General features: G+C 72.4%; 13 protein-coding genes and 2 pseudogenes. 11 read left to right on the top strand and 4 right to left on the bottom strand.

What is annotated here, in order from left to right; all coding sequences use genetic code 11:
• Positions 1 to 162: 162 nt before the first annotated feature.
• Entirely contained in the window at positions 163 to 2,127 is a 1,965-nt protein-coding gene (gene acs, locus O7635_RS06900) for an acetate--CoA ligase (protein ID WP_278079575.1), read from the bottom strand.
• A 216-nt stretch (positions 2,128 to 2,343) separates the two neighbouring features.
• On the opposite strand from acs, the gene O7635_RS06895 reads away from it, so the two are divergent.
• The gene (locus O7635_RS06895; RefSeq protein ID WP_278079574.1) at positions 2,344 to 3,093 is read left to right on the top strand and encodes an oxidoreductase; all 750 of its coding nucleotides are present in this window, start codon (positions 2,344 to 2,346) and stop codon (positions 3,091 to 3,093) included.
• Between the two features lie 256 nt (positions 3,094 to 3,349).
• Here O7635_RS06895 and O7635_RS06890 read toward each other — a convergent pair whose 3' ends face one another.
• Positions 3,350 to 4,150 (bottom strand): HAD-IB family hydrolase, encoded by an 801-nt coding sequence (locus tag O7635_RS06890; RefSeq protein WP_278079573.1) that lies wholly within the window; start codon positions 4,148 to 4,150, stop codon positions 3,350 to 3,352.
• A gap of 529 nt (positions 4,151 to 4,679) precedes the next feature.
• Between O7635_RS06890 and ssd the strand changes: the two genes are divergently transcribed.
• The 7 genes and pseudogenes from ssd to O7635_RS06855 all read left to right on the top strand — a co-directional run bounded on the left by ssd (position 4,680) and on the right by O7635_RS06855 (position 9,754).
• The gene (gene ssd / locus O7635_RS06885) at positions 4,680 to 5,720 is read left to right on the top strand and encodes a septum site-determining protein Ssd (protein WP_278085390.1); all 1,041 of its coding nucleotides are present in this window, start codon (positions 4,680 to 4,682) and stop codon (positions 5,718 to 5,720) included.
• Positions 5,721 to 5,725: 5 nt separating this feature from the next.
• Complete coding sequence (locus O7635_RS06880) at positions 5,726 to 6,934, top strand: TadA family conjugal transfer-associated ATPase (protein ID WP_278085389.1); 1,209 nt, start codon at positions 5,726 to 5,728, stop codon at positions 6,932 to 6,934.
• 88 nt (positions 6,935 to 7,022) lie between these two features.
• A complete protein-coding gene (locus tag O7635_RS06875; protein ID WP_278079572.1) occupies positions 7,023 to 7,910 on the top strand; it encodes a hypothetical protein in 888 nt (295 codons plus the stop codon).
• Between the two features lie 40 nt (positions 7,911 to 7,950).
• Positions 7,951 to 8,619 (top strand): type II secretion system F family protein, encoded by a 669-nt coding sequence (locus O7635_RS06870; protein WP_278079571.1) that lies wholly within the window; start codon positions 7,951 to 7,953, stop codon positions 8,617 to 8,619.
• 21 nt (positions 8,620 to 8,640) lie between these two features.
• Positions 8,641 to 8,808 (top strand): DUF4244 domain-containing protein, encoded by a 168-nt coding sequence (locus O7635_RS06865; RefSeq protein WP_278079570.1) that lies wholly within the window; start codon positions 8,641 to 8,643, stop codon positions 8,806 to 8,808.
• Between the two features lie 122 nt (positions 8,809 to 8,930).
• Positions 8,931 to 9,278 (top strand): annotated as a pseudogene (locus O7635_RS06860) (TadE family type IV pilus minor pilin); the annotation flags it as partial.
• 110 nt (positions 9,279 to 9,388) lie between these two features.
• The gene (locus O7635_RS06855) at positions 9,389 to 9,754 is read left to right on the top strand and encodes an Rv3654c family TadE-like protein (protein ID WP_278079569.1); all 366 of its coding nucleotides are present in this window, start codon (positions 9,389 to 9,391) and stop codon (positions 9,752 to 9,754) included.
• Positions 9,755 to 9,759: 5 nt separating this feature from the next.
• On the opposite strand, the gene O7635_RS06850 is transcribed toward O7635_RS06855, so the two are convergent.
• The gene (locus O7635_RS06850) at positions 9,760 to 10,815 is read right to left on the bottom strand and encodes an aromatic ring-hydroxylating dioxygenase subunit alpha (RefSeq protein WP_278079568.1); all 1,056 of its coding nucleotides are present in this window, start codon (positions 10,813 to 10,815) and stop codon (positions 9,760 to 9,762) included.
• 663 nt (positions 10,816 to 11,478) lie between these two features.
• On the opposite strand from O7635_RS06850, the pseudogene O7635_RS06845 reads away from it, so the two are divergent.
• Positions 11,479 to 12,317 (top strand): annotated as a pseudogene (locus tag O7635_RS06845) (IS5 family transposase).
• Here O7635_RS06845 and O7635_RS06840 read toward each other — a convergent pair.
• Entirely contained in the window at positions 12,280 to 14,856 is a 2,577-nt protein-coding gene (locus O7635_RS06840) for a DEAD/DEAH box helicase (protein ID WP_278079567.1), read from the bottom strand. The pseudogene O7635_RS06845 and the gene O7635_RS06840 overlap by 38 nt on opposite strands.
• A 117-nt stretch (positions 14,857 to 14,973) precedes the next feature.
• Between O7635_RS06840 and O7635_RS06835 the strand changes: the two genes are divergently transcribed.
• Positions 14,974 to 15,321, top strand: a complete 348-nt coding sequence (locus O7635_RS06835) for an STAS domain-containing protein (RefSeq protein ID WP_278079566.1) — start codon at positions 14,974 to 14,976, stop codon at positions 15,319 to 15,321.
• Complete coding sequence (locus O7635_RS06830) at positions 15,318 to 15,755, top strand: ATP-binding protein (protein WP_278079565.1); 438 nt, start codon at positions 15,318 to 15,320, stop codon at positions 15,753 to 15,755. Before O7635_RS06835 ends, O7635_RS06830 begins: the two co-directional genes overlap by 4 nt.
• The last annotated feature ends 30 nt before the right edge of the window (positions 15,756 to 15,785 follow it).

The following is a 15,785-nucleotide window of genomic DNA, read 5'->3' as shown; positions in this document are numbered from 1 at the left end:
GGAAACTAAGCATTACTGAGGCCGGAGGGAAGCGGGGCGCGTCGATTTATTTCAAAAATCTTGGCGGCGAGCGCACTCACCGTCACATAGACGCCCGCGACCAGCATGCGAAAGCGGGCGAACCCGGAACCGGGTTCGCCCGCCGCCAACTGGTACTAATGACTAGTCGTCGTCTGATTTGGACGTTTTCATGCCGTCCGAAATGAGATCCATCACCGTCGAATCTTGCAATGTGGTCACATCGCCGAGCGACCGGTGCTCGGCCACGTCCCGCAACAGCCGCCGCATGATCTTTCCGGACCGGGTCTTGGGCAGTTCGGGTACGAGCATGATCTGCCGCGGCTTGGCGATCGGGCCGAGCGTCTTCGCCACGTGGTCGCGCAGTTCCTTGATCAGCGCCTCGCCGGCCTCGCCCGAGCTGTCGACCGAGCCGCGCGGGATCGTGAACGCGACGATCGCCTGGCCGGTGGTGGGGTCGGTCGCGCCGACCACCGCGGCCTCGGCCACCGACGGGTGCGACACCAGCGCCGACTCGACCTCGGTGGTGGAGATGTTGTGGCCCGACACCAGCATCACGTCGTCAACCCGGCCCAGCAGCCACAGGTCACCGTCGGAGTCCTTCTTGGCGCCGTCGCCGGCGAAGTACATGCCCTCGAACCGGCTCCAGTAGGTGTCGATGAAGCGCTGGTCGTCGCCCCAGATGGTGCGCAGCATCGACGGCCACGGCTCGCGCAGCACGAGGAAACCGCCACCGCCGTTGGGCACGGTCTTGCCCTCGTCGTCGACCACGTCTGCGCTGATGCCCGGCAACGGCCGCATCGCGCTGCCCGGCTTGGCCGCGGTGTCGCCCGGCAACGGGGAGATCATGATGGCGCCGGTCTCCGTCTGCCACCACGTGTCGACGACGGGGGTGTTGTCGTGGCCGATGTTCTTGCGGTACCACATCCAGGCCTCGGGGTTGATCGGCTCACCGACCGAGCCGAGCACGCGCAGTGACGACAGGTTCGCCGCTGCCGGGAACTCGTCGCCCCACTTCATCATCGTGCGGATCAACGTCGGGGCCGTGTAAAGGATGGTTACGCCGTACTTGTCGACGATGTCCCAGAACCGTCCTTTGTGGGGAGTGTCCGGCGTGCCCTCGTACATCACCTGGGTCGCGCCGTTGGAGAGCGGCCCGTAGACGATGTAGGAGTGGCCGGTCACCCAGCCGATGTCGGCCGTGCACCAGTAGACGTCGGTCTCCGGCTTCAGGTCGAACACCGCATGATGGGTGTACGAGGCCTGCGTCAGGTAGCCGCCCGACGTGTGCAGGATGCCCTTGGGCTTGGCCGTCGTGCCGCTGGTGTAGAGGATGAACAGCGGGTGCTCGGCGTCGAACGGCTGCGCCTCGTGCTCGGCACTGGCCGTCTCGACGGTCTCGTGCCACCACAGGTCCTTGTCGCCCCAGGCCACGTCCTGCTCGGTGCGGCGGACGACCAGCACGTGCTCGATCGTCGGGCACTGCGCGACCGCCTCGTCGACGATCGTCTTGAGCCCCGACGGCTTGCCGCGCCGGTAGCCGCCGTCGGCGGTGATCACCACCTTGGCGCTGGCGTCCTGGATGCGGCCCGACAGCGCGTCGGCCGAGAAGCCGCCGAACACCACGCTGTGGGTGGCGCCGATCCGGGCACAGGCCAGCATCGCCACCGCGGCCTCGGGGATCATCGGCAGGTAGATCGCGACCCGGTCGCCGGCCGTGACGCCGAGGTCGGTCAGCGCGTTGGCCGCCTGGCAGGTCAGCTTGTGCAGGTCGGAATAGGTGAGGGTACGGGTGTCGCCCGGCTCGCCCTCCCAGTGGATCGCGACCTTGTCGCCGTTGCCGGCCGCCACGTGCCGGTCGAGGCAGTTGTAGGCCACGTTGAGCTCGCCGCCGACGAACCACTTCGCGAACGGCGGGTTCGTCCAGTCGAGGACCTGGTCCCACTCCTTGGCCCAGTGGAGCCGCTTCGCCTGCGTGGCCCAGTAGGCCAGCCGGTCGCTGTCGGCCTCCGCGTAGGCGTCCGCCTTGACATTGGCTGCCTCGGCGAGCGCGGCCGGTGGTTCGAAACGTCGATTCTCCTGTAGCAAGTTCGCCAAGGTCTCGCTCATCGTCACGCTCCCTGCGCCGGGGTTCGGGGTCTGTTTCGGGCTTGTGGAGAAATCTAGTGTCCGGGCCGCCTGGGCTGGGAGGGCTCGGTGGGGCGGAGCACGCGCCGAGTGAACCCGCACGCGCGCCGGCCGCGCAGACGGCGTCCGTACTTGTTCGAATCTTGCCATCAGCGCGCTGTTTCGCGCAGCCTCAGTACGCTCCGCTAGCGTTGCCTCGTGCTCGCTGACCCGCTCGCGCCGCTGCTGGCGCTCGCCGACGTGCAGGACGCCGTCACCACCGCCCGGGAGGCCGCCGACGCCGCGATGCGGCATCGCGCGTTGCGCCGGCAGGGTGGGGCGGTCGCGGCCGAGGTGAGCCTGCGGTCCGCGGTCGCGTCGGCGGCTTTGGCGGGGTACGCGCACGATCGCGAGCAGGTCCGCGCCGGGGTCGTGACCGACCCGGTGGTGCAGGGGTGCCTGCGGGTGGCGGCGGCGCTGCCGACGCTGGTCGACACGTGGCACAGGGCGCCGCGGCAGGTGCTGGCGCGGTTGCACGTGCTGGCGGCGCGAGGTTCCGTGCCTGCGTCCTCACTCGGGCACCCCGTTTCGGCCGCCGCCGGCCCGCGGTTGGACGCGCTGGCCGCGTTGGTCGCCGGTGGGACGTCGGCGCCGCCACTGGTGCTGGCGGCGGTCGTACACGGTGAGTTGTTGGCTCTGCAGCCCTTTGCCGGTGCTCCGGGCGTGGTGGCGCGGGCGGCTGCCCGGTTGACGCTGATGTCGTCGGGCTTCGACCCGCGTGGGCTGATCGCGCCCGAGGTGGGGCATCTGGCCCGGGAGCCGGAGTACGTGGGTGCGGCTGGCGCGTTCGCGACCGGCACGCCGGACGGAGTGCGGTCGTGGTTGCGGCACTGCTTCGTGGCAGTGTCGTTGGGCGCCGAGTCGTTGACCGAGGTGGCCGAACAGACGTGGACGGCGCCTCAAGGCTGAGGCGCCGTCACTCACGTCCGGCCGGGTTACCAAGCGTGCACCTGAGTCGTCGTCGGCGGTCTTGGGCCCTTTCGGGGCCGGTTGATCCGCCGGGACGTGCCTGCCGCGGCTGGTCGCGCGTGGGTGCCCGGTGGCCGTGCACGGAGCCCGATCGCTCGGTGTCCGCATCCCCATTTCTACGCCGATGACCGCTTGATCGGAAGGCTTCGTGGCGGCGCGTTCGGGTGTGGTTACGGGCTGCTCGCGTTCTGGCGTGTCAGGCCGGGGCTGGGCGGGTGCGGCGGTGGCGGCCGTACCAGGCGATGCCGATCGCTACGCCGACACCGACGCCGATCGCGGCGGCGGCGACCGGGACGGCCGGGCGTTCGCGGAGTCGCCGGCCGATCGGGATCGGGTGGCGGAACTCGAGCACCGGCCAGCCGTTGTCGGCGGCGAGGCGACGCAGGACCCGGCCGGGGTTGACGGCGCTGGGGTGGCCGACGCACTCGAGGAGCGGGATGTCGGAGGTCGAGTCGGAGTAGGCGTAGCAGTCGGCCAGGTCGTAGCCGCGCTCCTTGGCCAGCGAGGTGACCGCGTCGACCTTGGCCGAACCGGCGGCGTAGAACTCGACCTCGCCGTTGTAGCGGCCGTCGGTGACGCCCATCCGGGTGGCGATCACGTCGGTGATGCCGAGCAGAGCGCCGATCGGCTTGACGATCTCCTCGCCGGAGGCGGAGACCAGCACGACGTCGCGGCCGGCCGCCTGGTGCTCGTCGATCAGGGCGGCGGCCTCGGCGTAGATGTAGGGGTTGATGAGCTCGTGCAGGGTCTCGGTGACGATCTGACCGACCTGGTCGACCGGCCAGCCCTTGCAGAGGGTAGCCAAGTAGTCACGGATCCGCGCCATCGACTGGTCGTCGGTGCCGCCGAGACGGAACATCAACTGGGCATACGCCGACTTGACGACGTCACGGCGCGTGATGAGGCCGTCACGATAGAACGGTCGACCGAACGCCAAGGCACTTGACTTGGCGATGACGGTCTTGTCCAGGTCGAAAAACGCGGCACTTCGGCCCACGATCGAAAGTCTAATGTGCGGAGCGAAACGCGCTGCCCCGCCCGGGGCACGACAACTACCGCACAGCCTGGTACAACTTGGTACCGCCCTGGGGACACGGCGACGGATGTCACGGATCTCCCTCGGCGTGTCGTGCGAGTTGGGGCAAACGCCACTCGACGCGCACCGCGCATATCAGGCATGCTAGTTGAGACACGATTTCGAGTCGTGTTTCCGACCCTCGGCGGTTGCACCCCCCGTGACCGCTGAGTGGGTTCGGCTCGACCCCCCCGGAGCCGAACCTCAGGCGACCCCCGTCTCCCCCCGACGGGGGTCGTCGTTTTTCGTCCGTCCTCTGTGGCCCGTAGCTGATCGTCTGCTGCGCTGGGTGGTTGTCCACAGGTTCTGGGTTATCCACAGGGTTTCGCTTGGGTCCGCCGCTGACTCGGTCCGGCGGCGAAGGTTGGCGGGTCATTTCCCGTCCCTTCCATCTCGTGGAGGCCCCGCGATGCCCGCTCCCGTTCGGCCCGGATTCCGGCTGCCGCTGGTCGTGACGGCCGATGCCGACCTGCTGGAGGAGCTGCTGCGCATCGCGGCGGCGGCCGGCACCGAGGTCGACGTCGCGCCCGACCCGGCGGCCGCGCGACCACGCTGGTCCCGGGCGCCCCTGGTCGTGGTCGGCGCTGATCAGGCCGGCCCCTGCCTCGGGGCGCGCCTGCCGCGTCGCCAGCGGGTGGTCCTGGCCGGTTGTGGGCCGGGCGCCGTGGCGTCGCCGGCCGAGTCACTCGGCGCCGAATATGTCGTGCGGCTACCCGAGGCTGAAGAGTGGCTTTTGCGGCGGTTCAGCGCACTGTCGCCAGCCGATGGCGCCGGTCGGGTGGTCGCGGTGCTCGGCGGTCGCGGTGGGGCCGGCGCAAGCGTGCTGGCCGGCGCCCTGGCGGTGACGGCAGCCCGCGATGGCCGGCGGACGTTGCTGGTCGACGCCGACCCGTTCGGCGGCGGCCTCGATCTCATCCTCGGCTGGGAGGGCGTCGACGGGCTGCGCTGGCCCGGCCTGGCCGGTGCCGAGGGTGCGCTCGACCCGCTGGCCCTGGTCCGCTCGCTGCCGCAGCGCGGCGACCTGGTGATGGTCTCGTTCGACCGCGGCGAGCCACTGCCCCTGCCGGCCGCCGCGATGGCCGCCGTGCTCGACGCCGGCCGCCGGGCCCGCGACGTCGTGGTGGTCGACCTGCCCCGCCGGCTCGACGACGCGGCCGTGGCGGCGCTGCAGGGCGCCGACCTGGCCTTGCTGGTGGTGCCGGCCGAGCTCCGCGCGACCGCGGCGGCGACCCAGCTGGCCAAGGCGGTGGCGCTGCACTGCGCGTCGGTCTCGGTCGTGGTCCGCGGGCCCGCGCCCGGGAACCTGTCGGCGGCCGAGGTGGCGCGGTCCGTCGGCTTCCCGTTGGCCGGCCTGTTGGCGCCCGAGCCGGGCCTGGCGCGCGGGCTCGAGCACGGCCAGGCACCGGCCGCGGCGGGCAGGGGGCCGCTGGTCGCGTTGTGTCGCGAGGTGCTGGGTTCGCTGTTCGACGCGACCGGGGAGGTGGCGGCGTGACGGCGGTGTTGCCGGCGAATCCGCCGCCGTTCGGGCACTCGTCGGCCGACCTGGCCGGGCGGGTCCGCCGGCGGTTCGCGGCGGGGCGCGACGAGGTCAGCCCGGCCGCCGTCGTTGCCGCGGTGCGGGAGACCGGCGGCCCGGCGCTCGGCGATCGCGACGTGCTGCGGTTGGCGACCCGGGTGCACGACGACCTGGTCGGCGCCGGTCCGCTCGGGCCGTTGCTGGCCGACCCGGAGGTCACCGACGTGCTGGTCAACGCGACGGAGGTGTGGGTCGACCGCGGGAGCGGGTTGCGGCGGGAGCGGGTCGGGCTGCCGTCGCCCGAGGCGGCCCGGCGGCTCGCGCAACGGCTGGTGGGGGCGACGGGGCGACGCCTCGACGACGGTTCGCCCTACGCGGACGCGATCCTGCCCGACGGCACCCGGTTGCACGCGGTGCTGCCGCCGGTGGCGACGGGCGGGCCCTACCTCTCGCTGCGTACGTTCCGGCGCCGCCCGTTCACCCTCGCCGACCTGGTGACCTGCCGCACGGTCCCGGCGCCGGTGGCCGATCTGCTGGCGGCGGTGGTGGCGGCCCGCCTGGCGTATCTGGTGGTCGGTGGCACCGGCTCCGGCAAGACCACGTTGCTCAACACGCTGATCGAGCTGGTCCCGCGCGACGAGCGGATCGTGCTGGTGGAGGACGCGACCGAGCTGCGCCCGGCCCATCCGCACGTGGTCAGCCTGCAGTGCCGAGTGTCCAACGTGGAGGGCGAAGGCGAGGTCGAGATGACCGACCTGGTCCGCCAGGCGCTCCGGATGCGCCCGGACCGCCTGGTCGTAGGCGAGTGCCGCGGCGCCGAGATCGTCGACCTGTTGCGGGCGCTGAACACAGGCCACGAGGGCGGCGCGGGGACGCTGCACGCCAACGCGATCGCCGACGTCCCGGCGCGGCTCGAGGCTTTGGGGTTGCTGGGCGGTTTGCCCCGGCTGGCGCTGCACGCCCAGGTGACGGCGGCGCTGCAGGTCGTCCTGCAGATGCGGCGCTCGATGTCGGGGCGGGTGCTGGAAACAGTCGGCCTGGTCGCCGCCGAGGGACCGGACCGGTTCGTGACAGTGCGACCGGTGTGGGAACGCTCGACCGGCATAGGAGTCGCGGCCCCGGACCTGGGCTCCCTGTTGGCCGCCCGCGGCGTCCGCGTCCCGGAACTGCTCTGGCCGGGTGCCCGATGAACGCGGTCCGACGGCTTGGCCGGCGTCGCGCAATTCGCGTGCCTGGTCTCCGCCCACCGCTCGGCGTGCGGTGCTGGGGCGGTGCGCGATGACCATCGCGATTCTCGGTGGTGTCGCGCTGTCTCTGGTCGCGGTTCTACTCGTCGTCGTCCGGCGTTCCCGCCGGCTGCGGCGGCGGCAGCTCGCGGTGCTCTCGGCGTCGAGGTCGGCTTCGCGGCCGGCGTCGGTCCGTCGACGGCATGCTCTCGCGTCGCGACTTGCCGCGATGATCCTTGCCGGGCCGCGGTGGCGGGCGCTCTCGCTGTCCTTCGGTCTTGCGGCTCTGCCGGGTTGGTTCGTCGGCGGGGTGGTCGCGGCGATCGGGCTCGGCGCCTACGGCGCGGTCGCGGTGTCCTTCATCCGTGAGCGGCGCGGCGAGGCTGCGCGCCGGGCCGAGCGGTCGGCCCAGCTCGACAGATTGACCGGCTTGGCGGCTGACCTTCGAGCCGGCCTGCCGGTCCAGGCCGCGGCCCAAGCGGCAAGCATCATCGCAACCGATCCCGCCGCGGGAGCCAGCGCGGCCTCCGCGCCGCACGGCGTGAATCTGGCCTTGATCACCGATCCGGCTCCGTCGCGGTCGGATGCCGCGTCCGCGCGGCGCGGTGTGGATCTGGCTGAGCTGGCCGCGGCGGCGGTGACCTTGGCCGAACGCACCGGAGCTCCGCTCGCGGACCTGATCGACCGCATCGAGGCCGACGCCCGCGCCGGCGATCGCGCCCGTGCGGCGGCGCTGGCGCAGACAGCCGGAACCCAGGCGACCGCCGTCCTGCTCGCCGCGCTCCCCATCGGCGGGCTGGCAATGGGCTATGCCATCGGCACGAATCCGCTCGAGATGTTGCTGCACACCCCACTCGGCGCCGTTTGCGCCTTCGGTGCGATCGGTCTGCAGATCCTCGGCCTGCTCTGGTCGCAACGCCTCCAACCGAGGCCGTCATGACCACCATCCAGGTGGCCCAGCTCGGCAAGGAGGCCGCGTCATGGCGCCGTTGAGGCGGGCTTCGGCTGCGCGGCGCCGGCTGGCGCGCATCGCGGGCGTGCCCAAGCAGCGCAAGCGTCCTGACGTGGCGAAGCTCGGCGCCTTGGCCACTGCGGCCGCGACGGCCCTGGTCGTCGACGGCTGGTGGGGGCTCGGGCTGGCACCACCGGCGGCCTTCGCCGCGCACCGGATCCTCGGACGCCTCGAACCGCCCGAGGCGAAGGAGCGGCGACTGCGCGAGACGGCCGACGCGCCGATCTGCGCTGACCTGATCGCCGCCGCGCTCCGTGCCGGCGCGCCGGTCGACGTGGCGGTACTCGGCGTCGCCGAAGCGCTCGGCGGACCGCTGCGGGAACGGCTGACCACGGTGGGTCGCTCGCTGCGGTTGGGCGCCGACCCCGACGAGGCCTGGAGCCATATTGCTGGGATGCCGGGCGGCAGCCGGATCGCCGCGGCCGCCATCCGATCGTCGGCGAGCGGGTCCGCGCTCGCGGGGGCGCTCACCCGCTTGGCCGACGACCTACGCGCCGACCGGGCCGCGGCCCTGGAGGCGGCGGCGCGCAGGGCCGGCGTGCTTGTCGTACTCCCACTCGGCTTCTGTTTCCTGCCGGCCTTCATCCTCGCCGGTCTCGTACCGGTGATCGTCGCTCTTCTCGGCGACGTCCTCTGACCGACTGAAAGGAGTCACACCGTGCGCAAACTCCTCAACGGGCTGCGCGACGACGCGGGCATGACGACCGCGGAGTACGCCGTCGGCACCCTCGCCGCCGTCGCCTTCGCTGCCACGCTGCTGAAAGTCGTCGGATCCGACAAGATAACCGCCGCGCTTGCCGCGGTCATCAGCCGAGCGCTCGGCTGATGGCCAGGGCCCGTCGCATGCGACCCGTACCGGCGCGTCGACTCCCGTGCGGTGAACCTCCGACGCCGCCGGGAGTCCTCCGGGGCCGGCGCGACCGGACGTGGTCGCGGTGGACGGGCCGTGGCCGCGACCGCGGTTCGACAACGGCAGAGATGGCAGCCGCCACACCGGCGTTGGTGCTGCTGCTCTTCGTCGGCGTCGCCGCGGTCGCGGCCACCCAAACCAAACTGCAGTGCGCTGACGCCGCCCGCGACGCGGCGCTGGCCGCCGCCCGAGGCCAGGCCGGCGGACTGTCGGCAACGCACGTCGCGCCCGACGGCGCCACCGTCACCGTCGAGATCAGCGGCGACACCGTCACCGCAACGGTGCGCGCACCGGCCCGCGTCGCCGGCACGCGCCTGCCGCCGATCGAGGTGTCGGCGACCGCGGTGGCTGCCCGCGAACCCGAGGAGGCCGATCTTTCATGGTGAGTGCTCGGCATCGCGACGGCGGCGCGGCGACGTTGTGGGGACGATCTCCCGGGGCGAGTCCACGGCCTCACGACGATGGCGCGGCGATGGTGTGGCGACGATCTCCCGGGGTGAGCGCTCGGCCCCGCGACAGCGGCGCGGCGACGGTGTGGGTGCTGGCCGTCGGGTTGGCGTTCGTGCTGCTCGGCATGGCGTGCGCGGCGGTCGGCGTGGCCGCGGTCGGTCGGCATCGCGCGCAGACGGCGGCCGACTTCGGCGCGCTCGCCGGTGCGGCCCGCACGCTGGAAGGACCGGCGGCCGCGTGCGCCCGTGCCGGCGAGATCGCCGGCGCCAACGGCGGTCGGGTGACCAGCTGCGTCGTCCACGGCTTCGAGATCGTGGTGGCCGTGGAGGTCATCGTCCGGCTGCCACCAGGCGGTGTGCTGCGGGCCGCGACGGCGCGGGCTCGGGCTGGGCCGGTCGGCTGGCCGTCGTGAGCACGTCAGGAGAGCTCGGCCGCCGGGTCGCGGTAAACGCGGGCGACGAGCGACACCCAGTCGTAGACCGCGTTCTCGTTGGGCGCCAGCGGTCCCGGCACGAAGTGAGGTGACGATACTCCACGTTGGACGGACTCGCAGGCCGCCCAGTCCTGGCGGTTGGTGAGATCCCAGAACTCGACGGCGTACGCGGGGTCGGCGACCTCGTCCGGGAACAGCCACTCGCAGGTGACCCGGGTGCGCTGTGGTGACAGGGGTTCGAGGAGGTGGGTCATGACGTAGTCGGGATGCAGCGAGACGAGCAGATTGGGGAAGAGGCCGAGGTAGCGGACCAGCCGCGGGTCGACACCGGCCAGTGCGACGCCGTGGGAACGGCCGTCCAGCGACATCGTTTCCGCGTGGTCGCGCAGGTCCATCGAGCCGCCGACCCAGGCGCCCGGCTCGCGCCAGTTGCTGCCGGAGCTCGGCGGCGAGACGGCGCAGAGTTCAGGGTGGATCAGCGGGCAGTGGTAGCACTCGTGGTAGTTCTCCACGAGGAGCTTCCAGTTGGCGGCCGCCTCGTACTCGTGGCGGGCCTTGCCGACCAGCGCCTCCGGTCGGTACGGCGCGACGTGGCGGGCCATCGCCCCGACGTGCTCGGTGAACGGCCGGGCCGTGCCGGTCGCGTTGACGAACAGCCAGCCGTGCCAGTCGACGGCCGGCAGTTCGACGAGGCCGTACGCGTCGGCGTCGAAGGAGGGGCCCATCCGGGGCGCGGTCCGTACGTGGCCGTCCAGGGCATAGGACCAGCCGTGGTACGGGCAGAGCACCGCCGGTCGGTCCGCGGTCTCGCCGGCGGCCAGCAGCTCGTGCCCGCGGTGGCGGCAGACGTTGGCGAACGCCCGCGGTCCGCCGCCGTCGAACGTCAGCAGCACGCCGACATCGCCTACGGTGACGGCGCGTTGGTTGCCGGGCGCGGCCAGAGCGGTCGTGCGACCCAACGCGACCCACGAGCCGGCGAACAGGTGCCGGCGTTCCCAGGCCAGCACGTCGTCGCTGAGGTAGGCGACCGCGGGAAGCATCGTCGACTCGCCGAACGGACGGAGGGCGGATTCGAGCGCTGAAGGTTCGATGGGCGCGGGCACCATCCCGCCATCATCACCGGTCGGCGGGCCGCCGGGAACCGGTCAGGCCGCCGCGTCCCCGGCCGGCCGCAACGCCAACGACGGCCGCGCCGCGCCAGCCGCTGGCGCGTCGTCGGCCGAGTCGTCTTCGACGGAGCTCTCATGCCGGCTTACCGGTGCGACGGCGGTCGTGCGTTTGGCCCGCCGACGCTTGGGCGTCGTCGCTGCCGGCCGCGCCGCCTCATCGGCGCCGACGGCCTCGGTCGGCGGCGGCTCGGCGGTTGGCTCGGTGGTCGGCTCGGTCGACGGCTGAGCCAACTTGGCCCGCGCCTTCGGCACGCGCGGCGCCGCGGCGCCAGCATCCGCGGCAGCGGCCGCCGGGTCGGTCGTGTGAGCGGTGTGGGCTCCGGCGCGCTTCGCGGCGGCCGAACCACGCCTGCGCCGAACGCCGGTCGACGCCCCGGGGACCTTCGCACTCGCCACCTGCTCCGAGCCGGCGTTGCCGGCTGACCCGCCAGCCGCGACCGTGGGCCCGGAGCCAGCGTTGCCGGCTAGGGCGCGTCTCTCGGATCACTGACTCGTTGGTCCAGGGTGCCGGTTCGTCGATGGATCACTGATGACATGTGGGCGCGGTTGGAGCCGTATCTGCCGGACCGGTCGCCGCAGCGCGGTGGCCGGTGGGCGGATCACCGTGAGGTGATCGAGGCGATCGCGTGGAAATACCGCACCGGGTCACCGTGGCGGGACCTGCCGACCGAGTTCGGGTCGTGGAAAGGCGCGTACTCGCGGTTTCGCCGCTGGACTCTCGACGGCACGTGGCAACGGTTGCTGACGGCGGTGCAGGCCGACGCGGACGCCGCCGGGGAGATGGACTGGCTCGTCGCCGCGGTGGACTCGACCGTCGTGCGTGCGCACCAGCACGCGGCCGGGCTACGGCCGGGAAAAGACACCCACGCGTCGGTGAGCCCGACGACCACGGCCTCGGCCGCTCGCGTGGCGGTCTGAGCACGAAGGTCCACCTCGCCGCCGATTCCGGGTGCCGGCCGATGAGCCTGCTCGTCACCGCGGGGCAGGCCGGTGACGCACCACAGTTCACCGCCGTCATGGACGCCATCGCGGTGCCCCGCCGGGGCCCTGGACGACCCCGCCAACGCCCGATGCGGGTGCTGGCCGACAAGGCGTACTCGTCACGGGCCATCCGCGGCTGGCTGCGCCAGCGCGGCATCGCCGCGACGATCCCGCAACCGGACGATCAAAAATCGCACCGCCGGCGGCGGGGCAGCCGAGGCGGCCGCCCACCGGCCTTCGACCCGCAGGCGTACCGGCAACGCAACGTGGCCGAGCGATGTATCAACCGGCTTAAACAATGGCGCGGCCTGGCCATGCGCACCGACAAACTCGCCGTGCACTACCAGGCCGCGCTTACCTTGGCCGGAATCCTGCTCTGGACCCGGCCATGATCCGAGAGACGCGACCTAGCCCGCCAGCCGCGACCGTGGGCCCGGAGCCGGCGTTGCCGGCTGGCCCGCCAGCCGCGACCGCAGGCTTGGAGCCAGCGTTGCCGGCTGGGCTCACCGCGGCCGGCTCAGCGCCCGCGTCCTTCGCCGCGTTCGCTGCAACGGCAGCCGCATCCGGGTGCCGGTCGGTCGTCGGCGGAGCTACAAGCGCGCCATCGACGGCGGAGGCCACCCCAGGATCCTCCGCGACCGGCGGGTGCTCGGCTGCGAGGTTGGTCAGGACCACGTCCAGGAGCTTGACCGCTTCCGCCTTGGCCAGTGGGTTGTTGCCGTTGCCGCACTTCGGTGACTGGACGCACGACGGACATCCGACCTCGCACGCGCATTCGGCGATCACGTCGCGGGTCGCCTGCAGCCAGGACGACGCGGCGGCGTAGGCGCGTTCCGCGAAGCCGGCGCCGCCCGGGTGGCCGTCGTAGACGAAGACCGTCGGTAGGCCGGTGTCCGGGTGTGCGGCCGTCGAGATGCCGCCGATGTCCCAGCGGTCGCAGGTCGCGACCAGCGGCAGCAAGCCGATCGCCGCGTGTTCGGCTGCGTGCAGGGCGCCCGGGATGTCCGCTTCGGCCACTCCGCAGGCGGCGAGGGCGGTCGGGGAGACCGTGAACCAGACCGCGACCGTACGCAGCTCGCGCGGCGGCAGGTCCAGCGGTCGAGTGTCGATCACCTCGCCCGAGCCGAGTCGGCGCCGTTGGTAGGAGACCACCTGGCTCGTCACGTCGACCTCGCCCAGGTGCATCTCGACCGGGCCCGCCTGCACCGACGAACCGACCCCGGCCACCGACAGCGTCGTCACGTCGCGGGCGTGGGTCGTGTAGTCCGGCTCGTCCGCGTGCACCAGCGCGCAGCCGTCGTCGAAGTCCAGGGAGTCCACGACGAAAGACGCGCCCTGGTGCAGATAGACCGCGCCCTCGTGGAGCATGAAGTGGGACGAGCCCGCGTCGGTCATTCCCAACAGCCGGCCGGTGGCCGACTCGACGATGCAGATCGGTTGGCCGCCGCTGCCGCGCAGGTCGACCTCGGGGCGCTTGTAGGGACGCCAATACCAGCCCGACGGGCGGCGGCGCAGCAGGCCGGCGGCCACGAGCTCCTCCAGCACCGGCGCCGCGGCCGGGCCGAACAGCGAGAGATCAGCCTGGGTCAGCGGGCCCTCGGCCGCCGCGCAGCACAGTTGGGGGCCCAGCACATAGGGGTTGGACGGGTCGAGGACCGTGGCCTCGACCGGGTGGCCGAACAGCGCCTCCGGGTGGTGCACGAGATAGGTGTCCAGCGGGTCGTCGCGGGCCACCAGCACGGCCAGCGCGTCGCCGCCGGCGCGGCCCGCTCGGCCCGCCTGCTGCCACAGCGACGCCCGCGTGCCGGGGTAGCCGCAGATCAGCACCGCGTCGAGGCCGACCAGGTCGACGCCCAACTCCAGCGCGTTGGTCGACGCCAGACCGAGCAGCGAGCCGGACAGCAAGCCCTCTTCCAGCGCCCGCCGCTCCTCGCGCAGGTAGCCGGCCCGATAGGCCGCCACCCGCGAGGCCAGCGACGGTGAGATCTCCTCCAACGAGCGCCGGGCCACCGTCGCCACCGTCTCCGCGCCGCGCCGCGACCGGACGAACGCGACGGTCCGCACCCCGGCGGCGACCGTGTCGGTCAGCAACGACGCCGTCTCCCGCACAGCGGACCGCCGCACCGTGGCCGACGAGGACGCCGACTCCAGCGGCGGCTCCCACAACGCGAACGTCACGCCACCCCGCGGCGACGCGTCCTCGGTCACCGCCTCGACCCGCAGCCCGGTCAGCCGGGCCGCGGCCGTCTCGGGGTCACCGGCCGTCGCGGACGCCAGCACGAACACCGGGCTGCGTCCGTAGCGCGCCGCCGCCCGCCGCAGCCGCCGCAACACGTGGGCGACGTGCGAGCCGAACACACCCCGGTAGGTGTGGCACTCGTCGACCACCACGAACGCGAGCCGCCGCAGGAAGGTGCCCCAGGCGGCATGCCCCGGCAGGATGCTGCGGTGCAACATGTCGGGATTTGTCAGGACGAAACGCGAGTGCTGGCGGATCCACTCCCGTTCCGCTCGCGGCGTGTCGCCGTCATAACACGCCGGGCGTACGCCCTCCACGTCCAAAGCGGCCACGGACCGTAACTGGTCCGCGGCCAACGCCTTGGTCGGCGCGAGATAAAGCGCCGTGGCCCGCGGATCGAGCACCAGGCGGGACAACGCCGGCAGCTGATAGGCGAGCGACTTCCCGGAAGCGGTGCCCGTCGCGACCACCACGTGCTGACCCTCGAACGCCAGCGTCGCCGCCGCCGCCTGATGCCGCCACGGCGAAGGAACGCCCCGGTCCGCGTACGCGGAGATCACGGAGGGTGGCACCCACGACGGCCATGGCACGGTGTCGCCGACCCGGGCCGCCACCTCTTCGACATGCGTGACCGGCGGCCGGGTCAGCAGGCCGGCGAGCACGGATGCCGGCGCCCCAACCGCGGTGGTCATGCAAGCACTCTCGCACTGATGTACTGATCAGTCGACGCCGGGTCAGGTCCTCGCTGCGTACACAGCGTGTCGATGGTTAGATCGCAGGGAAACCCAGACGACCGCGGGAGGCGTTCGATGGAGCTGTCGCTCTCGACCCGGACCCAGGGCGAGCACACCGTGCTGGAGGTCGGCGGCGAGGTCGACGTCTACACGGCACCCCGCCTGCGTGAGCGCCTGATCGAGCTGACCGACGCCGGGGCGACCCAGATCGTCGTCGACCTCGGCCGGGTCGACTTCCTCGACTCCACCGGGTTGGGGGTGCTCGTCGGCGCGCTCAAGCGGCTACGCCAGGCCGGCGGCGGCCTCAGCCTCGTGTGTGACAAGGAACCGCTGCTGAAGATCTTCCGGATCACCGCCCTCGACCAGGTCTTCCCCCTGTTCGCGACCGTCGAAGCGGCGACCGAGGCCGGTCCGGCCGCGTGATGGCGACGGTTCGTCTCTCGTTCTCCCCGGCTCCGGTGCACGTCCGGACCGCCCGCCTGGTCGGCGTGGCGGTGGCCCGGCGCGCCGGTGTCGCCGAGGAACTGCTCGACGAGGTGCGGCTCGCGATCGGCGAGGCGTGCACGCGGGCGGTCGCGCTGCACCGGCAGTACGGGCTGACCGATCTCGTGCTGGTCGAGATGTCCGACGGCGGCAGCTACATCGTCCGGGTCATCGACCGCGCGCCGATCGAGGCTGGTCTCGGCATCGCCGCGTTGCCCCCGGACGAGCTCGCCAACGAGTCGCTGACCGACGAGGCGCTGACCGTCGGTGTCGGGTTCGCCCTGCTCGCGGGGTTCGTCGAAGATCTCCAGGTGCGTCCCGTCGACGACGGCATCGGCACCGAAGTACGCATGGTCTGGCCGGTCGGGCGCTAGCAGAGATCACGTTTTGTGCGCGACAACCCC

Source organism: Asanoa sp. WMMD1127 (assembly GCF_029626225.1).
Classification (GTDB): Bacteria; Actinomycetota; Actinomycetes; order Mycobacteriales; family Micromonosporaceae; genus Asanoa.
This window is presented reverse-complemented; position numbering and strand designations above follow the sequence as displayed.

Coding starts and splice junctions, on each gene's coding strand:
- O7635_RS06870 (WP_278079571.1), top strand. CDS start 7,951: ATGGCGCCGTTGAGGCGGGCTTCGGCTGCGCGGCGCCGGCTGGCGCGC.
- O7635_RS06840 (WP_278079567.1), bottom strand. CDS start 14,856: ATGACCACCGCGGTTGGGGCGCCGGCATCCGTGCTCGCCGGCCTGCTG.
- O7635_RS06875 (WP_278079572.1), top strand. CDS start 7,023: ATGACCATCGCGATTCTCGGTGGTGTCGCGCTGTCTCTGGTCGCGGTT.
- acs (WP_278079575.1), bottom strand. CDS start 2,127: ATGAGCGAGACCTTGGCGAACTTGCTACAGGAGAATCGACGTTTCGAA.
- O7635_RS06850 (WP_278079568.1), bottom strand. CDS start 10,815: ATGCTTCCCGCGGTCGCCTACCTCAGCGACGACGTGCTGGCCTGGGAA.
- O7635_RS06835 (WP_278079566.1), top strand. CDS start 14,974: ATGGAGCTGTCGCTCTCGACCCGGACCCAGGGCGAGCACACCGTGCTG.